At 70.5% G+C, this 18,965-nt stretch carries 22 protein-coding genes; 14 read left to right on the top strand and 8 right to left on the bottom strand.

Annotated features, from left to right (window positions below; genetic code table 11):
• Window positions 1–111 precede the first annotated feature (111 nt).
• From ACFOLC_RS06655 to ACFOLC_RS06645, 3 genes are all read right to left on the bottom strand, one after another.
• Window positions 112–360 carry a hypothetical protein gene (locus ACFOLC_RS06655; RefSeq protein WP_386758434.1) on the bottom strand — a complete coding sequence of 83 codons (249 nt, stop codon included), beginning with the start codon at window positions 358–360 and terminating at the stop codon, window positions 112–114.
• Between the two features lie 78 nt (window positions 361–438).
• The gene (locus ACFOLC_RS06650; RefSeq protein ID WP_386758433.1) at window positions 439–1,482 is read right to left on the bottom strand and encodes a chorismate transformation enzyme, FkbO/Hyg5 family; all 1,044 of its coding nucleotides are present in this window, start codon (window positions 1,480–1,482) and stop codon (window positions 439–441) included.
• Window positions 1,479–2,849: an NAD(P)/FAD-dependent oxidoreductase gene (locus ACFOLC_RS06645; RefSeq protein WP_386758563.1), complete on the bottom strand. Its 1,371-nt coding sequence runs from the start codon at window positions 2,847–2,849 to the stop codon at window positions 1,479–1,481. The genes ACFOLC_RS06650 and ACFOLC_RS06645 overlap by 4 nt, the downstream gene beginning before the upstream one ends.
• A gap of 154 nt (window positions 2,850–3,003) precedes the next feature.
• On the opposite strand from ACFOLC_RS06645, the gene ACFOLC_RS06640 reads away from it, so the two are divergent.
• From ACFOLC_RS06640 to ACFOLC_RS06590, 11 genes are all read left to right on the top strand, one after another.
• The gene (locus tag ACFOLC_RS06640; RefSeq protein ID WP_386758432.1) at window positions 3,004–3,273 is read left to right on the top strand and encodes a phosphopantetheine-binding protein; all 270 of its coding nucleotides are present in this window, start codon (window positions 3,004–3,006) and stop codon (window positions 3,271–3,273) included.
• A 22-nt stretch (window positions 3,274–3,295) separates the two neighbouring features.
• On the top strand, window positions 3,296–3,985 hold the full coding sequence (locus ACFOLC_RS06635; protein WP_386758431.1) for a ketosynthase: 690 nt from the start codon (window positions 3,296–3,298) through the stop codon (window positions 3,983–3,985).
• 164 nt (window positions 3,986–4,149) lie between these two features.
• The gene (locus tag ACFOLC_RS06630; protein ID WP_386758562.1) at window positions 4,150–4,467 is read left to right on the top strand and encodes a hypothetical protein; all 318 of its coding nucleotides are present in this window, start codon (window positions 4,150–4,152) and stop codon (window positions 4,465–4,467) included.
• Entirely contained in the window at window positions 4,464–5,447 is a 984-nt protein-coding gene (locus ACFOLC_RS06625) for an LpxL/LpxP family acyltransferase (protein WP_386758430.1), read from the top strand. Before ACFOLC_RS06630 ends, ACFOLC_RS06625 begins: the two co-directional genes overlap by 4 nt.
• A complete protein-coding gene (locus ACFOLC_RS06620) occupies window positions 5,359–6,030 on the top strand; it encodes a LolA-related protein (RefSeq protein ID WP_386758429.1) in 672 nt (223 codons plus the stop codon). The genes ACFOLC_RS06625 and ACFOLC_RS06620 overlap by 89 nt, the downstream gene beginning before the upstream one ends.
• Window positions 6,027–6,227, top strand: coding sequence for a hypothetical protein (locus ACFOLC_RS06615; protein ID WP_386758428.1), 201 nt, complete (start codon window positions 6,027–6,029; stop codon window positions 6,225–6,227). Before ACFOLC_RS06620 ends, ACFOLC_RS06615 begins: the two co-directional genes overlap by 4 nt.
• Complete coding sequence (locus ACFOLC_RS06610; protein ID WP_386758427.1) at window positions 6,224–6,448, top strand: hypothetical protein; 225 nt, start codon at window positions 6,224–6,226, stop codon at window positions 6,446–6,448. The genes ACFOLC_RS06615 and ACFOLC_RS06610 overlap by 4 nt, the downstream gene beginning before the upstream one ends.
• Window positions 6,445–8,814 carry an MMPL family transporter gene (locus ACFOLC_RS06605; protein WP_386758426.1) on the top strand — a complete coding sequence of 790 codons (2,370 nt, stop codon included), beginning with the start codon at window positions 6,445–6,447 and terminating at the stop codon, window positions 8,812–8,814. The genes ACFOLC_RS06610 and ACFOLC_RS06605 overlap by 4 nt, the downstream gene beginning before the upstream one ends.
• Entirely contained in the window at window positions 8,807–9,241 is a 435-nt protein-coding gene (locus tag ACFOLC_RS06600) for a phosphotransferase (RefSeq protein WP_386758425.1), read from the top strand. The genes ACFOLC_RS06605 and ACFOLC_RS06600 overlap by 8 nt, the downstream gene beginning before the upstream one ends.
• Before the next feature lie 132 nt (window positions 9,242–9,373).
• On the top strand, window positions 9,374–10,108 hold the full coding sequence (gene fabG, locus ACFOLC_RS06595) for a 3-oxoacyl-ACP reductase FabG (protein WP_386758424.1): 735 nt from the start codon (window positions 9,374–9,376) through the stop codon (window positions 10,106–10,108).
• 92 nt (window positions 10,109–10,200) lie between these two features.
• Window positions 10,201–10,698, top strand: a complete 498-nt coding sequence (locus ACFOLC_RS06590; protein WP_386758423.1) for a hypothetical protein — start codon at window positions 10,201–10,203, stop codon at window positions 10,696–10,698.
• Between the two features lie 68 nt (window positions 10,699–10,766).
• On the opposite strand, the gene ACFOLC_RS06585 is transcribed toward ACFOLC_RS06590, so the two are convergent.
• Genes ACFOLC_RS06585 through ACFOLC_RS06575 form a run of 3 tightly spaced genes read right to left on the bottom strand, consistent with a single transcriptional unit; the run spans window position 10,767 to window position 13,598 of the window.
• The gene (locus ACFOLC_RS06585) at window positions 10,767–11,609 is read right to left on the bottom strand and encodes a glycosyltransferase family 2 protein (protein ID WP_386758422.1); all 843 of its coding nucleotides are present in this window, start codon (window positions 11,607–11,609) and stop codon (window positions 10,767–10,769) included.
• Window positions 11,602–12,390, bottom strand: a complete 789-nt coding sequence (locus tag ACFOLC_RS06580) for a beta-ketoacyl synthase chain length factor (RefSeq protein ID WP_386758421.1) — start codon at window positions 12,388–12,390, stop codon at window positions 11,602–11,604. The genes ACFOLC_RS06585 and ACFOLC_RS06580 overlap by 8 nt, the downstream gene beginning before the upstream one ends.
• A complete protein-coding gene (locus tag ACFOLC_RS06575; RefSeq protein ID WP_386758420.1) occupies window positions 12,387–13,598 on the bottom strand; it encodes a beta-ketoacyl-[acyl-carrier-protein] synthase family protein in 1,212 nt (403 codons plus the stop codon). The genes ACFOLC_RS06580 and ACFOLC_RS06575 overlap by 4 nt, the downstream gene beginning before the upstream one ends.
• Window positions 13,599–13,753: 155 nt before the next feature.
• Between ACFOLC_RS06575 and ACFOLC_RS06570 the strand changes: the two genes are divergently transcribed.
• From ACFOLC_RS06570 to ACFOLC_RS06560, 3 genes are all read left to right on the top strand, one after another.
• Entirely contained in the window at window positions 13,754–14,437 is a 684-nt protein-coding gene (locus ACFOLC_RS06570) for a YdcF family protein (RefSeq protein WP_386758419.1), read from the top strand.
• 90 nt (window positions 14,438–14,527) lie between these two features.
• The gene (locus tag ACFOLC_RS06565) at window positions 14,528–14,971 is read left to right on the top strand and encodes a hypothetical protein (RefSeq protein WP_386758572.1); all 444 of its coding nucleotides are present in this window, start codon (window positions 14,528–14,530) and stop codon (window positions 14,969–14,971) included.
• Window positions 14,920–15,453 (top strand): 2OG-Fe(II) oxygenase, encoded by a 534-nt coding sequence (locus tag ACFOLC_RS06560; protein WP_386758561.1) that lies wholly within the window; start codon window positions 14,920–14,922, stop codon window positions 15,451–15,453. Before ACFOLC_RS06565 ends, ACFOLC_RS06560 begins: the two co-directional genes overlap by 52 nt.
• A 77-nt stretch (window positions 15,454–15,530) precedes the next feature.
• On the opposite strand, the gene ACFOLC_RS06555 is transcribed toward ACFOLC_RS06560, so the two are convergent.
• Together ACFOLC_RS06555 and ACFOLC_RS06550 are read right to left on the bottom strand one after the other, a co-directional pair.
• Window positions 15,531–16,394: a hypothetical protein gene (locus ACFOLC_RS06555; protein WP_386758418.1), complete on the bottom strand. Its 864-nt coding sequence runs from the start codon at window positions 16,392–16,394 to the stop codon at window positions 15,531–15,533.
• Between the two features lie 317 nt (window positions 16,395–16,711).
• Window positions 16,712–18,952 (bottom strand): S9 family peptidase, encoded by a 2,241-nt coding sequence (locus tag ACFOLC_RS06550; RefSeq protein WP_386758560.1) that lies wholly within the window; start codon window positions 18,950–18,952, stop codon window positions 16,712–16,714.
• Window positions 18,953–18,965: the final 13 nt, after the last annotated feature.

Raw genomic sequence — 18,965 nt, 5'->3', positions numbered from 1 at the left:
CGATCAGCACAACCGTGCAACGCAGCACGCGCCGCGCTACGGATTTCGCCGCCACGGGCGGCCAGATTGCCTGGTCATCGAGGCGCGCGGCCCCGGCTCAGGCAGGGGTTCTCAGATCACGCCGCCGCCGATCCCGAGGCGGACGATGCCGACCACGATCACGATGCCGTTGAGGATCAGGCCGGTCTTGGCGCGGCCGCGGTTCTCGCTGCGCGTGAAGAGGATGCCGATCGCGGCGATGATGGCGCCGACCGTGGCGAACGGGATCAGCAGCCAGTTGCCCCACCCCAGCAGCGGTATCAACGCGACCACCATCCAGATCATCGCGACGATGCCCCAGATCAGGCTGATCAATCCCATTGCGGTATCTCCCAAGTCAAGTGGCTAGCACGATAACGGCGCCGTCGCGCAAAGCAAGCCTGCGCGAACCCGGCCGGCTCAGGCATGCACGCCGTCGATCTCGATCCGCAGCTCGCGCCGGCACACCGCCGCGTGCAGCACGATGCGCGGCACGCCCGGCCCCAGCCGGGCATCCAGCGCCGCGGCGACCTGCGCCAGTTCGTCCTGGTTGCGCACGTAGACCTTGAGCCGCGAGTGCACGCCGAAATGCGGCGGCAGGTCCGGACGCTGCGCGCGGGCGGCGGCAAGCAGGCTGTCGAAGTTGGCCAGGGTCTCGTCGAGCTGGGTGAGCACCGAGTCGGCATGGCGCGATTCGTGGCCGACGATCGCGGCGGTGCCCGACAGCAGCAGCGGCATCGCCGCGCCGGCCGGTGGCAGCATCGCGCGGGCGAAGCTCGGCGGCTGCGGCCCGTACTGGCGCGGGTAACGGTAGGCGCTGACCTGGCGCGGGTTCTCCAACGGTGTGCCGGGCGAGCGCGCGGCCAGCCAGTACACCTGCAGGCGCGGGACGTCGTCGGCGTGGCCGGCAGTGACCTGGCCCACCGCGGTCGCCGCCGGCAGCATCGCCGGATCGACCGCGCCCAGCCCGCGCGCGCGACCGACGCAGAACACGCGGTAGCGCTCGTCGTCGCCTTCGCCGACGGTGATGCCGTCGAGGTAGTTCCACACCCGCAGCAGGTGCGGGTAACCACGCTGCTGCAGGAAAGCCGGCAGCTGGGCGTAGATGGCCGCGGCGGTGGCCTCGATGTCGGTGCCGCCGATGCCGCTGCCGGGGCGCTCGTCGAGTTCGATCGCGCCGAACAGCAGCGCGCCGTCCTGCGCCCAGGCGATGTCGCCGTCGCGGCCGTGCGTGACCGGGCCGGCGCCGCGCCAGACCTCGAACGACGCCGCGCCGAACGGTTCCAGGGCGACGCGCAGGTAGCGCGGGTCGTCGTGGTACGGCGCGGCGGCGCCGAAACCGAACACGGCGAGGGTGTCGTCGGCGGCGAGCAGCGCCTGCGGCGTGCCATCGACCGACGCGGCGTCGACATAATCGACCGCCAGTCGTGGCGGCGTCACCCCGAGGGAACGCACCGCGCTCACCGGCCCTGCTCCTGCGGATTGCCCGGTTGCAGGGTGTCGCCGCGGAAGTCGACGCCGACCTGGCGGCGCCGGCGCCACCAGCCGCGCAGCGCCTGCGGTGCCATGCGCAGCGCGGTGATCGCGTAGATGGCGCGGAACAGGCGCAGCCGCCGCAGCACCGCCGGGTTGTCGAACACGTCGCCGGCCAGCATCGAGATCACCGCCTGCTCGACCTGCCAGACGTTGCGCGGATGGTTGAACAGGTCCCGCATCACCGGCGTGGTGAAGCGGTAGATGAACCACTGGAAGTGCTTGAGGCCGCGCTTGAGGCGCGTGACCATCGCGCGCTGCAGCGCGGCCTCGCGCGCCGGATCGCGCAGGGCGCCGTCGACCACCTGTGCGGCCTGCTCGGCGCTGTTCATGCCCAGGTAGACGCCGGAGGAGAACACCGGGTCGACGAAGGCGTAAGCGTCGCCGACCAGCACCCAGCCCGGGCCGGTCATCTGCGTGCAGGTGTAGGAGTAGTTGCCGGTGACGTGCACCGGGGCGATGCGCTGGGCGTTGCGCATGCGCCGGGCCACCGACGGTTCGGACGCCAGCGTCTGCATGAGGAACGCCTCGTTGGAGCGGGTTTCGGTCCCGCCGCGGCGCTGCTTGAGGTACTCGGGGAAGCACACCGCGCCGACGCTCATCACGCCCTCGCGCAGCGGGATCAGCCACATCCAGCCGTGGGCGAAGCGCTGCACGGTGATGTTGCCGGCGTCCTCGCCGGGGCGGCGCTCGACGTCGCGGAAATGGCTGAAGATCGCCGCCGACTGGTGCAGCGGGTTCTTCTTCTTGAGCTTGAGCTGGCTGCCGAAGAACGCATCGCGGCCGCTGGCGTCGACCACGTAACGCGGCGTCACCTGCAATGCGTTGCCGTCGACGTCGCGCGCATGCACCAGCGCTGGGCGGCCGTCGGCGCCGAACTCGACCCGCTCGACCGGGTGCCGCTCGCGCGCATCGACGCCGTTGGCCTGGGCGTGGCGGAACAGCAGCTGGTCGAACTCCTCGCGCTTGACCTGGTAGGCGTAGCCGAACTGCGGGTTCAGCGCGCGCGCGAAGCGGAAGGTGTTGTAGTTGTCGGCGTCGATGGGGAACTCGGCGCCGGGCTTGTGCGTGCCGATCGCCTGGACCTGTTCGAGCACGCCCAGGCGCTCGAGGATCGGCAGGTTCATCGGCAGCAGCGATTCGCCGATGTGGAAGCGCGGGTGTGCGTCCTTTTCCAGCAGCAGCACGCGCCAGCCGCGACGCGCCAGCAGCGTGGCTGCAGTGGTGCCGGCCGGGCCGCCGCCGATCACCAGGACATCGGGGGCCAGGGCGGTGCCGGAAGGGGGCGTGGCGTTCACATTTGCGCTCGGCGTGGCGGTGGCGGGGCCGGTCGCGGGTGCGGGTTGGGTCATGCGCAAATGATAACGTGCCGTCCGTGCGCCCCGACCCGGTTGCGTACGGCGGCGCGATGCCGGATCGTGGCGCCCCTCGAACGCCCCGATGGATTGCCCGATGTCTGAACAAAGCCCCGCCGAACGCGAGCTGGCGCAGCTGCTGGTCGAAAGCCTGAACCTCGAGGACGTGGCACCGGAGCAGATCGAGCCCGACGCGGCGCTGTTCGGCGAAGGCCTGGGACTGGACTCGATCGACGCGCTGGAGCTGGCGCTGGTGGTGTCCAAGCGCTACGGCTTCCAACTGCGCTCCGACAGCGACGAGAACCGGCGCATCTTCGCCTCGCTGCGCGCGCTGGCCGCGCACATCGAGCAGCACAAGACCGCCTGAGCCCACTGCCGGACCCACGTCCTTGAACGCTGCCGCACTGCGGCTGGGCCTGGCCGTCGCCTACCCGCTGCTCGCCCACTGGGCCACCCACGACGGTGGCGGCCATGCCGCCGCGATCGCGCTGGCCGACCTGGTGCTGCTCGTCCTCGCCGGCCCGCTGCTGGAACGACGCCCGTGGGCCTGGACGCTGGCATTGCCGCTGGCTGCCAGCCTGGTCTGGCTGGCGGGCACGCCGTACGCGCAACTGCTGCTGCTGGCGCCGCCGATGCTGTTCGTCGCCCTGGTCGCATGGCTGTTCGGGCGCAGCCTGTGGCCGCCACGCGAGGCACTGATCACCCGGATCGTGGCCGCGATGGAGCGTTGCACGCCGCAGGCGCTGGCGCCGGAGCTGTACCGCTACTCGCGCCGCCTGACCGCGGCCTGGGCCGGGTTGCTGGTCGCGCTGGCGCTGGCCAATGGCGTGCTGGCGGTGATCGCCGTGCCCGGCGGCGTGCTGGCGCGACTGGGCCACGTGCCGGCGGTGTCGATCAGCCAGGAGCAGTGGTCGCTGTTCGCCAACCTGTTCAACTACGGCATCGTCGGTGGTTTTTTCATTGGCGAGTACGTCCTGCGGCGGCGCCTGTTCCCGCACCGGCCGTACCGCAACCTGTTCGATTTCCTGCGGCAGATGGCGGGATTGGGCCCGCGCTTCTGGCGTGAGTTGTTCGAATAAGAGCTTTGATTGGCTGTTGCCTTCTAGAGAAGGCATCGGCGGCCAATGTATCCAGACCCTTCGGGTCTTGTGAGAAAGCGGGCTGATTGAGCATCGACACCGGCTGCGGTTACGGCCCGGTGGCTTATCCTGTCAATCCCTGCACCGGTCGCCACCGCCACTCCATGCACTTCGTCATTCCCGCCGACCACCCCTGCCTGCCCGGGCATTTCCCGGGGCGGCCGCTGGTGCCCGGCGTGGTGCTGCTCGAGCGCGTGGTCGAGGCGATCGAAGCGCAGCACGGCCCGCTGCCGGCGATGCGCCTGCCGCAGGTGAAGTTCGTGCAGCCGTTGTTGCCGGGGCAGACCGCGCAGATCGAACTGGAAACCTGTCCTGAGCCCGATCGAAGGAGCGCCGCACCGCGCTGGCGTTTCCGCGTGTTGCGCGGCGCCACCGTGCTCGCCACCGGTGAAGTGGTGGCCGCGGGGCCGGAACCGGCATGAGCGCGGACTGGACACAGCGTCCCGAAGGCGGCAGCTGGTTCGCGATCCGGCTGATCCGCAACATCGCGCGCCACGGCGGTCGCGCGTTGGGGCGGGCCTGCCTGTACCCGATCACGGCATACTTCCTGTGCGTGCGCGGTCCGGAGCGGCGCGCGTCGCGGGCCTACCTGGCGCGCGTGCTGCCGCGGCCGCCGTCGTGGCGCGACGTCGCCCGCCACCTCCACACCTTCGCCGCGACCATCCTCGATCGCGTGTTCCTGCTTGACGGGCAGCTGCAGCGCTTCGACATCCGCGTCGACGGACTCGACCTGCTGCGGGCGCAGTTCGAGCGCGGCCAGGGCGCGCTGATTTTCGGCTCGCACCTGGGCAGCTTCGATGCGCTGCGCGTGCTGGTGCTGACCCGGCCCGAGGTGCAGGTGCGCGTGGTGCTCGACAAGACGCACAACCCGGCGCTGACGCAGCTGCTCGATGCACTCAACCCGCAGCTCGCGCGCAGCGTGATCGATGCCGGCCAGGACGGGCCCTCGGTCGTGCTCGCCATCAAGCAGGCCATCGACGAGGGCGCGCTGGTGGCGCTGCTGGTCGATCGCGTGCACCCCGGCGAGGCGGGCGTGCCGGCGCCATTGCTCGGCGATCCGGCGCCGTTCCCGACCGCGCCGTGGCTGATCGCGGCGGCGTTGCAGGTGCCGGTGCTGCTGGCCTTCGGCCTGTACCGCGGCGGCAACCGCTACGAACTGGTCTTCGAGCCGTTCAGCGACGGGCTGATGATCGAGCGCTCGCAGCGCCGCGAGGCGGTGGCCGCGCTGGTGCGGCGATATGCCACGCGACTGCAGCACCACGCGCGCCGCGCGCCGTACAACTGGTTCAATTTCTACGACTTCTGGCATGTCGATGACGCAGCTCCCCACGAACCTTCGCGCACGGACGCTGCTGCTGGCGCTGTTGCTGGCCGCCGCGCCGCTGTACGCCGCTCCGCCTGAGGCCGCACGCGTCGATGCCGACTGGATCCTCGCCCGGCTGGCGCGGCCGGCGCCGGATCGCACCGCCTTCGTCGAGCTGCGCGGCTCGAAACTGCTGAAGACGCCGTTGCGCCTGAGTGGCGAGTACCGCCGCCCCGACGCGGCCACGCTGGTGCGCGAGGTGCGCGCGCCCTATGCCGAGACCACCACGATCCGTGCCGGCGAGGCGATGATCGCGCGCGCCGGCAAGCCATCGCGCAGGTTCTCGCTGGCGCGCGCCCCGGAACTGGCCGGCTTGCAGGCCAGCTTCGGCGCGCTGCTCGCCGGTGATCGCGCCGCGCTGGAGCAGCACTACCGCCTGGCCAGCGCCGGCACGCGCCAGCACTGGACGCTGACGCTGGCGCCCAAGGACGCCGCGCTGGCCGCCCGACTGCAGGCGATCACCCTGTACGGCCGCGGCGCCGAGCTGCGCTGCATCGAGACCCAACCGGTCGGCGCGGAGACGCAGCGCACCCTGCTGGCCGGTGCCGCGCAGGCAGTGACGCCCGTCATGGCCACCGACGCGCTGGCCATGCTTTGCCACGGCGACGGTGTGGCGCGATGACGTCGCGTCGTCGCCTCGCACTCGCACTGGCGTGGCTGGCACTGCTGGTGCTGGCCGGTTGGGCGGTTTCGCAGCGGCTTGAGCTCAGCGGCGACCTGCGCAAGTTCATGCCGGCCCACGATACGAGTGGGCGTGCCGAAAAGCCGGATGCCGCGCCCGCGGCCCATGAAACTTCGGCGGCCGCTTTTCGATCATGAAACAGCTGACGCACATATCGTTGACAGCCCGCATGCGCATCGCGCTCGCCTTGCTGTGGATGTTGTTGCTGGTGCTGGCCGGTTGGGCGGTTTCGCAGCGGCTTGAGCTCAGCGGCGACCTGCGCAAGTTCATGCCGGCCCACGATACGAGTGGGCGTGCCGAAAAGCCGGATGCCGCGCCCGCGGCCAACGAAACTTCGGCGGCCGCTTTTCGATCATGAAACAGCTGACGCACATATCGTTGACAGCCCGCATGCGCATCGCGCTCGCCTTGCTGTGGATGTTGTTGCTGGTGCTGGCCGGTTGGGCGGTTTCGCAGCGGCTTGAGCTCAGCGGCGACCTGCGCAAGTTCATGCCGTCCGCGCGCACACCGGAACAGAAACTGCTGATCGACGAACTCGGCGAAGGCCCCGGCTCGCGCCTGCTGCTGATCGCGCTGTCCGGCGCCGATGCGTCGGTGCTGGCCGCGCAATCGACGGTGCTGCGTGCGCGTCTGGCGGCGCAGCCGCAGTTCGAGCTGGTGGCCAACGGTGGTGAACTCGGCTTCGAGGCGATACCCGAGCACCTGCGGCCGTACCGTTACCTGCTGTCGCCGACGCTGGATGCGCAGGCCCTCGATGCCGCGACCCTGCGCGACGAGCTGGACCAGCGCGTTCAGGACCTCGGCTCGCCGGCGGCGGCGCTGATCGAGCCGCTGCTGGCGAACGACCCGACCCTGGAAACGCTCAAGCTCGCCGAGGCCTGGCAACCGGCCAACGCGCCGCAACGCCGGCACGGCGTCTGGTTCGATCGCGCCGGTCGCGAGGCGTTGCTGGCGGTGCAGACGCAGGCCGCCGGATTCGATCCGACAGGCCAGGCGGCCGCGGTCAACGCCATCCGTACGGCCTTCGCCGCGGTGCACGGCGACAGCGGATCCAAGCTCACGCTCAGCGGCCCGGGCGCGTTCTCGGTCGAGATCGGCGGCCGCACCGCGCGCGAGGCGAGCCTGATCGGCACGCTCGACACGCTGGTCTTCATCGCCTTGCTGTGGCTGGCCTACCGCAGCTGGAAGGCGCCGCTGCTGGGCGCGTTGCCGCTGGCCAGCGCCGGGCTGGCCGGCTTGGCCGCGGTCGCGCTGGCGTTCGACGGCGTGCACGGCATCACGGTCGCGTTCGGCTTCACCCTCATCGGTGTTGCGCAGGATTACCCGATCCATCTGTTCAGTCACCAGCGTGCCGGGCTGTCGCCGTGGGCGAGCGCGCGCATGCTGTGGCCAACGCTGGGCACCGGCGTTGCCTCGACCTGCATCGCCTACCTCACCTTCCTCGTCTCCGGCGTCGACGGCCTCGAGCAGCTGGCGGTGTTCACCATCGTCGGCCTCGCCACCGCGGCGTTGACCACGCGCTTCGTGTTGCCGGCGTTGATCGACCCGGCACCGCGCGACGCCGCCGACTCGGCGCGGCTGGCGCGGCTGTGGGCACGGCTCGCGCGGTGGCCGCGGTTCGGCGCCGGCGCCTTTGCACTGCTGGCGCTGGCGGCCGCGGCGATCGTGACCTGGGCGCCGGGGCCGTTCTGGCAGAACGATCTGGCCAAGCTGACACCGGTGCCGACCGCCGCGCTCGCGCGCGATGCGCAGCTGCGCGGCGAACTCGGCGCCCCCGACGTGCGTTACCTGATCGCGCTGGAAGCGCGCGATGCCGAGGCGGCGCTGCAGGGGTCGGAGCGGTTGTTGCCGGCGTTGCAGCAGTTACGTGCGACCGGCGCACTGGCCGGCTTCGACCTGGCCGCGCGCTACCTGCCCAGCGCCGCGATCCAGCGTGCGCGGCAGGCGCGCTTGCCCGACGCGGTCGCGCTGCAGACGGCACTCGACAGCGCGCTCGCCACCAGCCCGTTCCGTGGCGATGCCTTTCGCGGTTTCGTCGACGACGTCGCCCGCGCCAAGGCCGCGCCGGCGTTGACCGTGCGCGATCTTGCCGGCACGCCGCTCGCGGCCAGTGTCGGCGGGCTGCTGCTCGAACGCGACGGCCACGCCACCGCACTGGTGGCGCTGAGCGGGCTCACCGACCCGGCCGCCGTCGCGCGCGTCGCACAGCAGCACGGCGCGCGGTTGCTCGACCTCAAGCAGGCCTCCGAGTCATTGGTGGCGGCGTACCGCGAGCGCGTGTTGTGGGCGCTGGCGCTGGCCGCGCTGCTGCTGGCGGCTACGGTGTGGGTCGCATTGCGTTCGCCGCGGCGGGTGTTGCGCGTGCTCGCGCCGATGGCGCTGACCACACTGTTGATCCTCGCGGTGCTGCGCGGCTTCGGCGTCGAGCTGAACCTGTTCCACCTGATCGCGTTGATCCTCGCCGCCGGCCTCGGCCTCGATTACGCGCTGTTCTTCGACCACGCCGGCGACGACCGCGCCGAGCAACTGCGCACGCTGCACGCGGTGATCGTGTGCAGCCTGACCACGCTGCTGGTGTTCGCGCTGCTGGCGTCGTCGAGCATCCCGGTGCTGCGCGCGATCGGCGGCACGGTCGCGCTCGGCGTGGTGTTCAATTTCGTGCTGGCCTTGCTGCTGGTGCGCGCGCCGATCGTGAAGACAGCCGCGGAGACAGCCGATGCATGACGCGGCCGCCACGTCGGTTCCGGCAGACCTGATCCCGCACCAGGGCGCGATGGCGCTGTGGGACGAGATCGTCGACTGGGATGCACAGCGCATCCGCCTGCGTGCGCACAACCACCGCGATCCGGCGCATCCGTTGCGACACCGCGACAACCTGCACGCGGTGCACCTGTGCGAGTACGGCGCCCAGGCGATGGCGATGCACGGTGGGTTGCGCGCGCGCGCCAGCGGCGGCGCGGCACAGCCGGGCCTGCTGGTGGCGCTGCGCGACGTGCAGCTGCACGTCGCGCGCATTGACGGGTTGGGCGGCGCGCTGGAGGGCGAAGCCGAAGTGCTGCTCGAGGCCGAAGGCAGCCAGCAGTACGCTTTCCGTATCCTGCACGCGGGCACGCTGCTTGCCGAAGGTCGCGCCGCGGTGCTGCTGGGCTGAGGGGTGTTGAGGCGCGTGACCCGGTGTGCATCCGGCGTGGCAATCTGTAGCCTCGCCACGCCACCGAACCCTCATCCGGCGCTTCGCGCCACCTTCTCCCAAGGGGAGAAGGAAACAGCAGAGCCGAACCCCATGCCTGACACCTCGTCCCGTCGTGCCCTGGTCACCGGCGGCAGCGGCGATCTCGGCAGCGCGATCTGCCGGCGCCTGGCCGCCGACGGCCTGCAGGTGATCGTGCACGCCAACCAGCACCTGGCGCGGGCCGAAGCCGTTGCCGAGGCGATCGTCGCCGCTGGCGGCCGCGCCGAGGCGGTCGCGTTCGATGTCGTGGACGGCGACGCCGCGCGCGCGACCATCGAGCGCCTGCTCGCGGACGGTCCGATCCAGGTACTGGTCAACAACGCCGGCATCCACGACGACGCGCCGTTGGCGGGGATGAGCCAGGCGCAGTGGAAGCGGGTGATCGACGTGTCGCTGCACGGCTTCTTCCACGTCACCCAGCCGCTGCTGCTGCCGATGGCGCGCACCCGCTGGGGTCGTGTCGTCAGCGTGTCGTCGGTGGCGGCGGTGCTCGGCAACCGCGGCCAGGCCAACTACGCCGCGGCCAAGGCGGCGCTGCATGGCGCCAGCAAGTCGCTGGCGCGCGAGATGGCCTCGCGCGGGATCACCGCCAACGTGATCGCGCCCGGCGTGATCGAGGGCCGCCTGGCCGCGACGGCATTCCCGCCCGAGGCGATCAGGCAGCTGGTGCCGGCCGCGCGTGCCGGTCGCCCCGACGAGGTCGCGGCACTGGTCGGCTTCCTGTGCTCGGACGCGGCCGGTTACATCAACGGCCAGGTGATCGGCATCGACGGTGGCATGAGCTGAATGTCGGCCGCGCGGTGATCGGGGCCTCATCCCGTGCGGGCGCGGCTGGCGTAGCATCGTGGCATCGTCCACGCCTGTTCCGGAGCACCGCCATGCGCCGCCTCCTACCGCTGCTGTTGCTTGCCCTGGTGCTGGCCGGCTGCGCCTCCACCTCGCAACTGGTCACCGGCACGCCGCGCGCGCCGATCGATCCGGCGCAGGTACGGGTCTACTTCACCGCGCCGCCGGGTGGCTTCGAAGAGATCGCCCGCCTGCAGACCGCCAGCGGCAGCTTCACCTACGGCGAGCAGAACAAGATGAACGCCGTGATCAACAACCTGCGCATCGAGGCCGCCAAGCTGGGCGCCAACGGCGTGCTGTTCGTCGGCACCGAGGACGGTTACGGCGGCAGCAGCATCGGCGTCGGGGCCGGCGGCGGCAGTTACGGCGGTTACCGCGGCGGCAGCTTCAGCTCCGGCGGCATCGGCGTGAGCATCAGCCCGAGCAAGAAGTACGCGCACGGGCTGGCCATCTTCGTGCGCAATCCGCCGCCGCCGGAAACCGTTCCGGCTCCCGTGCCCGCCCCCACGCCGGTACCGCCGGGCAAATGAGGCCGGATTGCAGCGTGTTGAAAACACTCTGTCAGCGCGGTCATGGATGGATGTCTTTCAACAACCTGTCAGGGCGATCGCGCTTGCGACGGTAGCAAGGCGGTGCGCGCGAACTCACCGCTGGGATCTTCGATCAGCGGCGGGTTGGCGCGGATGCGGCGGTACACCGCCGCGATGCCGCCACGCCGCAGCACGCCGCGCACGATGTGCGTGGTGATGCGGCTGAAGTCGCGCACCGGTTTGAAGTGGCTGGCGCGGAACTGCGCGTCGGAGTGCACGCACTGATAGCGCGACTCGATCGGCACCGACACGCAGCGCGTGTGCAGCTGCTGCGCGGCCGAAATCAGGATCTGCGCCTCGAACACGAAATCCTCGCCGGGCACCTCGTGCAGCGCGGCCACCGCGGCCGGGTACAGGCGCTGCCCGCTCTGGCTGTCGGCGATCTGGTAGCCGGTGCCCCAGGCGATGCCCCAGTCGGCGAACGCGTTGGCCAGGCGCCGGTACAGCGGCTGCTGCGAGCGTCGGCGCAGGCGCGCGCCGATCACGATGTGGTCGGGGTGGCGGTTGGCGGCGGCGAGCAGGCGCGGAATGTCGCCGGCCCAGTGCTGGCCGTCACCGTCCATGGTGACGACGGCGCGCGCGCCGCGGCGCAGTGCTTCGGCGAAGCCGTCGCGCAGGCTGGCGCCCTTGCCCATGCGCCGGGCGTGGCGCAGCACGGTCACCGGCAGGTCGGCGATGCACTGCGCGGTGCCGTCGTCGGAGCCGTCGTCGATCACGATCACCTGCGCGCATTCGGCGAGCGTGGCGACGACCACCTCGCGGATGCGCAGCGCCTCGTTGAGCGCCGGGATCACCACGGCGATGGCGTGGTGATCCAGACGGGCCGCGTCGTGCGCCATCGACTCAGGCATGGACGACCTCCATCTGCAGCACGCGGCCGGCGCCCGTCGGCAGGGCGACGCGGTCGCGGCCGGTGGCCAGCGCATCGAACAGCGGCAGCATCGGTGCCATCGCATTGCCGGCGGCGAACCGTTGCAGCGGTCCGATCGCCGCGTCGGTTGCCGGCGCGGCCGCACCCAGGCGCGCGCTGAGCTGGATCGTGCCGGGCTGGGCGCGGGTCAGCACCAGCGCACCGCCGAGCAGGCCCGTGCTCGGCGCCATCTGCGCGAGCGGGCCGACGGCTTGGCTGTCGTAGCCGACCAGCAGCACCGCGTCCTCGCCGCAGGCCAGCTGCGCCAGCGCGTCGAGCAGGCCCTGGGCGAAGCTGGCGTGGTGTGCGCTGAGCGCGGTCGCCGGCTGCAGCGCGCCGGTGCCGATGGTCCAGTAGCCGGCGGCGGCGTTGTGCACCGAGTTGTGGAAGCGGGTCGGCGACAGCGCGCGCGGCTCGTGCGCGAGGGTCGCGCACATGTAGTCGGTGATGGCCAGGTCGCCGTGGGTCGAGGCGAACACCGACGGCAGCGTCGCCGGATCGCGGCCGGCGGCGTGGCAGGCGGCGAGCGCGACGTCCAGCGCGACCGCGACCGTTTCCGGTGCGCGGCGGCGCTCGTTGGGCGCCAGCAGTTGCGGCGACGGGCGCGCCGGTGCGTCGTCCGCCACGGTGCCACCACGGGCGTAATCGCACGCGGCGGCCCACGACGGCAGTCCGCGCGTCCAGAAGCCGATGCCGGCGATGCTGGCGACGAGCGGGCTCATGCGCGACCGAACACCAGCGAGCAGTTGTTGCCGCCGAAGCCGAAGGAGTTGTTCATGGCGTAGCGCAGCCCGCGTGCCTGGGCATTGTCGAAGCGGATCTGCGGGCCGCAGGCGGGATCGGCGCGGGCGCTGTGGAGGGTGCCGGGCAATTCGCCGTGTTCGAGCGCGAGCAGCGCGATCACCGATTCGACGATGCCGGCGGCGCCGAGCGTGTGCCCGGTCCAGCCCTTGGTCGAACCGGCGTGCAGGGTATCGGGGAACAAGGCCGCGACGGCGGCCGCCTCGACCGCATCGTTGGCCGGTGTCGCCGTGCCGTGCAGGTTGAGGTAGCCGACCTCGGCGGCGGCGATGCCGGCGCGCGCGAGCGCATCGCGCATCGCCAGGCGCGCGCCGAGGCCGTCGGGGTGCGGTGTCGACATGTGGTGGGCGTCGCTGGATTCGCCGTAGCCACGCAGGCACAGGCCGTTGTCGTCGGTTGTGGCGCGTTCGAGCACGGCGAAACCGCCGGCCTCGCCGAGCGACAGGCCGCTGCGCTCGGCGTCGAACGGCCGGCATGGCTCGGCGGCGACCAGCTGCAGCGCGTTGAAGCCGAACAGCACGCTGCCGCACAAAGTGTCGACGCCGCCGACCAGGGCCGCGTCGGCGAGCCCGGCGCCGATCAGCCGCGCGGCCTGGGCGAACACCTTGGCGCTCGACGAGCAGGCGGTGGCCACGGTGACGCACGGTCCCTGCAGGCCGGTGGCCGCGCGGACGAAGTCGCCGAGCGAATGCGGCGTGTGCACGAGCGGGCGGGCGAGGTCGACGGGGATTTGCCCGGTGCCGTCGGTGCCGCGTTCGAGGCGGGCGTAGGCCTCCTCACTGGCACCGATGCTCGAGGTCGAGGTGCCGACCACCACCGCGACGCGCGCGGCACCGTAGCGGTTGATCATTGCCGCGATCGCCGCCTCGACGCCGTCGTGCTGCAGTGCCAGCCAGGCCAGGCGGTTGTTGCGGCTGTCCCACGGCGCGAGGTCGGCCGGCAGCTGTACATGCTCGAGACCGTCGACGCGACCGATCCAGCAGTCCAGCGGCGCCTCGCCCGCTGCGAGCGCGGCGAAGTCGTTGCGGCGCAGGCCGCTGCGGCGTTCGCGCAACGCCGTCGCCTGGGCCTCGCGGCCGCGACCGAGCGCGGTGGTCGCGGTGTAGGCGCGGATCGCCAGCGGCGGCATCGGCGCTACGGCGGGGCGGGGCGGACGAAGTGCTGACGGCACGCAGGACTCTCTTGCGAACAAGGGCGGAGTATAGCCAGCGCCTTCTGCCGCCACCCGCGGCGTAGACTGAACGCCCACTCGCCCCATCGTCCGCGTTCCGCGTTCAGTCAGACATGACCAGCCGCCTTGCCCATCGACTGGCCCTGTTCGGCGACCGCGATGTGCTGCATGCCATGGCCGTGGCGGGCGCCGCCTGTGTGCTCAGCGCCGGTCTGGTCTATGTCGGCTACTTCGTCCACGTGTTGCGCATCGCGCGCAAGGCGTCGTGCCTGCCCGCGCACGGGCAGTGCGTGCTGCTGTTCGGCAAGCACGCGCCGCAGGGTCGCCTCGATCGCGATTTCGCGGCACGGCACGACCGCGCCGTGTCGCTGTGGCAGGAGCGTCCGCCGGTGAGTGTGGTGCTGCTCGGCGGCGGCGCGCCGGGCGAGGCCAGCGAAGCTGAACTCGCGCGGCAGGGATTGTTCGCGCGCGGACTCGCACTGGACGCGCCGCTGCGGCTGGAAGCGCAATCGCGCGACACCCTGCAGAACCTGCGCAACGCCCGCCAACTGCTCGGTGACGGCATGCGCACGCGCGTGACCCTGCTCAGCAGCCGCTACCACCTGGCGCGCTGCGCGCTGTTCGCACGCCAGCTCGGCTTCGACGCCGAGCTGTGCGCGGCCGAGCCGCGGCTGCGGCTCGATCCGCACATGTGGCTGCGCCTGGCCGGCGAGGCCGGTTACGTCTGCCTGACCGACATCGGCGCGCGCTGGGCGCGGCTGATCGGGCACCGGCGCATGCTCGCCCGCGTCAGCTGAGCCGGCGCGCGCCAGGCGCACCGGCCCGGTCTAGCTGCTGGTGTATGCACCTTCCCGCATAATCGCGACCTTGGTTTCCAGGAAGAAACGATGTCCGCAACCTCGCCGTTGTCGCTGCTCAATCCCGCTGTTGTGGCCCAGACCGAGGCTTGGCGCGAGCGTTTCCTGCACGCCGAACCGTTCCGGTACGTGGTGATCGACGACTTCCTCGATGCGGACTTCGCGCAGGCGCTGCTGCGAGAGTTTCCAGCGTTCGAGCGCGGCAACTACATCGGCGACGACGGTCGGCCCGGCGGCAAGTCGACACTGGACCGCATTCGCGGCCTCGGTCCGGACTACGTCGCGCTCGACGAGGCGATCCAGTCGCCGCCGTTACTCGACCTGATTGGCCGCATCACCGACATCCCCGGGCTGCTGTACGACCCGTTCTACCTGGGCGCGGCACCCACGAGAACCGCCACGGCGCCGCGCTCGACCCGCACATCGACTTCAACTACCACCCCAGCGAACGCTGGCACCGCCGCCTCAACCTGATCGTCTACCTCAACCACGACTGGCGGGCGGACTGGGGCGGCAACCTCGAACTGTTCGTCGATCCCTATGCCGACCGTCGCCCGGCGGTGTCGGTGCCGCCGGCGTTCAACCGTTGCGTTATCTTCGAGACCACCGAGCACAGCTGGCACGCGTTCGATCCGATCCAGTTACCGGAGGATCAACGCGAACGCAGCCGCAAGTCGATCGCGTTGTACTTCTACAGCGATGACCGCCCCGCCGAGCAGAGCGCCGGGCGCCACACCACGCACTACGTGAAGCGGCAGCTGCCCGCGCACCTGCGTGCCGGCCACACCTTGGGCGAGGCCGATGTGACCGAGTTGCAGGCGCTGCTGCAGCAGCGCGACGGCTACATCCGCGGCCAGCAGGAAGAGATTGCCAAGCTGCTGCAGGCGCAGGACCACGGTTTCTCCGGCAAGGTGCTGTACCTGGCCAAGCGCTTGTACGTGCGGATGCGGCGCTGAGCCGCTACGGCCCGACACTTGCGCGGAGCGGGAGCGCGCAAGTGCGCGCCGCCCCGACGACGAAATGCGTGCGTGGCTTACCGTGGCAGCAGGTACTGCGGGAAATAGAACTCCTGCAGCTCGTGCAGGGTCGAGCCGGTCACGCGGTCCTGGAGTCCGCTGTCGGGCAGGTCGAGGATCAGCTCGGCGGTGCTCGCGCGGCGGGTGTAATAGGCGCCGTTGTAACCCACGCCCTTCAGGAACTGCTGGATCGCCGGGTTGCTGATGTCGTACACGAAGAAGCCGGCGATGACCTTCTGGTCGTCGATGCGCACGCGCACGTTGGCGCGGCCCTTGCGGTAGTCGTACACCGTGATCGAGGGGTAGCCCTCGCCGTGCAACGGGTCCGGGTGTTCGACGGTGCGGCCGGTGGCCAGGGTCAGCTCGTCGTAGCTGAAGGCACGCACCAGCTCGCGTTTTTCCTGCAGGTCGTAGACCCACAGCAGCGGCGCGGTCACGCGGTCGCGGAACTGCATCTGCACGGCCAGCGCCACGTAGCGGTCGAACGACGGCCGCGCCCAGAACCAGCCGGTGAAGCGCTCGGTGCTGCCGGCGAAGAAATAGCCGCTGCCCGGGCGGAATGGCATCGCCTCCTGCTCGAACGTCAGGTCGATGCCCAGGCCGTTGATCGTGCCCTTGACCCGCCAGGTCTTCAGGTCGCCCTGCATCGTCACAGGGCCGGCGACGATGTCGCAATGGTCCGTCGCGCCCTTGAACTCGGCGGTGGGGAAGGTGGCGATCTCGTTGCGCTGCACGCCGTTCTCGTGCAGCTGGATGCGGGCCACCGCCATCGGGGTGTCCCCCAGCTGCGGCACGAAGCCGAGCGATGCTTGGGGCGAGGCCGTGCAGACGATCGTCGTGCCGTCCGCCAGCTGCACGTCGCTGTACCACCACTCGAACACATGCGGGTTGCCGGTGAGGTCGCGCGTCTGCCAGCCATCGGCCTCCGGCAGGATCTCGCGCTTGACGTTGAAGTGGGCGTAATCGGCGTCGGTCGTGCCCCAGCCATTGATCGTGAGGGCCGCGGTCTGTTCCTGTCAGTTTCCGGTCACTGTCTATTTGCTCCTGAGCGAGTGGATTGCGTTGTTTGCCCGCAGTGGTGCGGCCAAACATGTGGCGCAGAAAATAGCGGGCACAGTGATGGAGGCGTGATAGATCGCGGCACGTTTGCCACCATCGGCCACGAACAAAGAACCCGGCTTGCGCCGGGCTTCTTGCGTTATGGCTTCAGGCAGCGTCCGAAGAACTCCTCGGTGATGCGCAGCCGGTGCAGGTTGTCGGCGCCCTTGAGGCCGTGCTTGGCGCCCGGGTAGGTCATCAACTCGAACGGCTGCGCGCGTTTCTGCAACGCGCTCATCAGCACGGTGGAGTTGCTGAACAGCACGTTGTCGTCGGCCATGCCGTGGATCAGCAGCAGCTTCGACTTCAGGCCGTCGATGTGCTGCAGCACGCGGCCTTCGCGGTAGCCGTCGGGGTTGGCGGCGGGCAGGTTCATGTAGCGCTCGGTGTAGTGCGTGTCGTACAGACCCCAGTCGGTGACCGGCGCGCCGGCGACGCCGCAGGCATAGCGATCGCTGGCCTTGGCCAGCAGCATCAATGTCATGTAGCCGCCGTTGGACCAGCCGTACACGCCGATGCGCTGGCCGTCGACCCACGGCTGCGCCTGCAGCCAGTCCACGCCCTTGAGCTGGTCGACCACTTCCACCGTGCCCTGCTTGCCGTACAGCGCGCCGCCGAAGGCCGCACCGCGGCGCGGGGTGCCGCGGTTGTCGAGCGAGAACACCACGTAGCCGTGCTGCGCCAGGTACTGGTTGAAGTCCGGCGCCCAGCCGCGGCGCACGGTCTGCGAGGCCGGGCCGCCGTAGACCATCACCACCACCGGGTAGCGCTTGCCCGGGTCGAAGCCGGTCGGCTTGAGCAGGCTGTATTGCAGGGCGGTCTTGCCGTCGGCGGCGGTCAGCGTGCCGTATTCGATCGGCCGGTGCGCGGCGCGGAACTTCGCGTACGGGTGCTTCGGGTCGGCCAGGTCGTTGTCGAGCAGCGCGGCGATGCGGGTGCCGTCGTTGCGGTACAACTCCAGCTGCGGCGGCGTGGCCGGGTTGGACCAGCTGTCGACATAGACGCTGGCGTTGGTGGCGAAGCTCGCACTGTGCACGCCGTCGGGCTTGGACAGGCGTTCGATATGCAGATTCTTGTCGCCACCGGGGAGCGGCACGCGGTAAATCTGCGTATCCAGCGGCGAATCCTTGCCGGCGGCGAAGTAGACCTGGCCGGCGACCTCGTCGACCGCGAGCACGCCGTCGACCGGCCACTCGCCGGAGGTCAACGCGCGCGCGTGGCCGCCGTCGCCGTCGAGCACGTACAGGTGTTCAAAACCGCTACGCTCGCTGCTCCACAGGATGCGGCCGTCCTTGAGGAAGCGCAGGTCGTTGTGCAACGGCACCCAGGTCTTGCTGGTCTCGGTGACCAGCGTGCGCTGCTTGCCGGAGACGAGGTCGGCCTCGATCAGTTCGAGCGTGTGCTGGTCGCGTGACTGGCGCTGGAACGTCAGCCGCTGCGGGTCGCGCCAGTCGACGCGGGCGAGGTAGATGTCAGCGCCCTTGGTAGGCTCACCTTTGCCCAGATCAATCCACTTCGGCGTGGGCGCGGCCTTGCCGATCGACACCACGCCCAGCTGCAACAGCACGTTCTTGTCGCCGGCGGCCGGGTAGCGCTGCTCGATCACCTCGGTGCGGTCGGGGTAGACCTCGTAGCGCTTCTGCACCGGCACCGGGCTTTCGTCGATGCGGGCGTAGGCGATCGCCGAATCATCCGGCGCCCACCAGTAACCGGTGTGGCGGTCCATTTCCTCGTCGGCGACGAACTCGGCGACGCCGTTGCCGATGGTGTCGCTGCCGTCCTTGGTCAGCTGCGTGCTCTTGCCGCCGGCCAGGTCGATCACCCACAGGTTGCGTTCGCGCACGAAGCTGACGAAGCCGCCCTTGGGCGATAGTTTCGGGTCGGTGGCGAAACCTTCGCCGTTCGTGAGCTTGCGCACGCCGGCCTTGCCCGGCTTGCTCAGGTCATACAGATACAGTTCGCCGCCGAGCGGGAACAGCAGCGACTGGCTGTCCGGTGCCCACTGGTAATCGACGATGCCGCTGAGCGCGGCGATGCGCTGGCGCTCGCGGCGCGCCTTCTCGGCGTCGCTGAGCACTTCCTCGCCCGGCAGGATGTCGTTGGAATCGACCAGCAGCGCGGTGGCGCCGCTGGCGATGTCGTAGGCCCACAGGTCGAGGCGGTTCTTGTTGCTGTCCTTGCCGCGCAGGAAGGTCACGCGGCTGCCGTCGGGGGCGACCTTGGCCTTCATCAGGCTGGGGCCGGACAACGGCGCGTCGCCGGCGAGGGCTTCGAGCGTGAGTTTGCCCGGTGCGGTGACGGGTTCGGCGGCGAGGACGGGAAGGGCAGTGGTGAGTGACATGGCGAGCAGGCAG

Source organism: Lysobacter cavernae, from assembly GCF_042648505.1.
Lineage (GTDB): Bacteria > Pseudomonadota > Gammaproteobacteria > Xanthomonadales > Xanthomonadaceae > Lysobacter_L > Lysobacter_L cavernae.
This window is presented reverse-complemented; position numbering and strand designations above follow the sequence as displayed.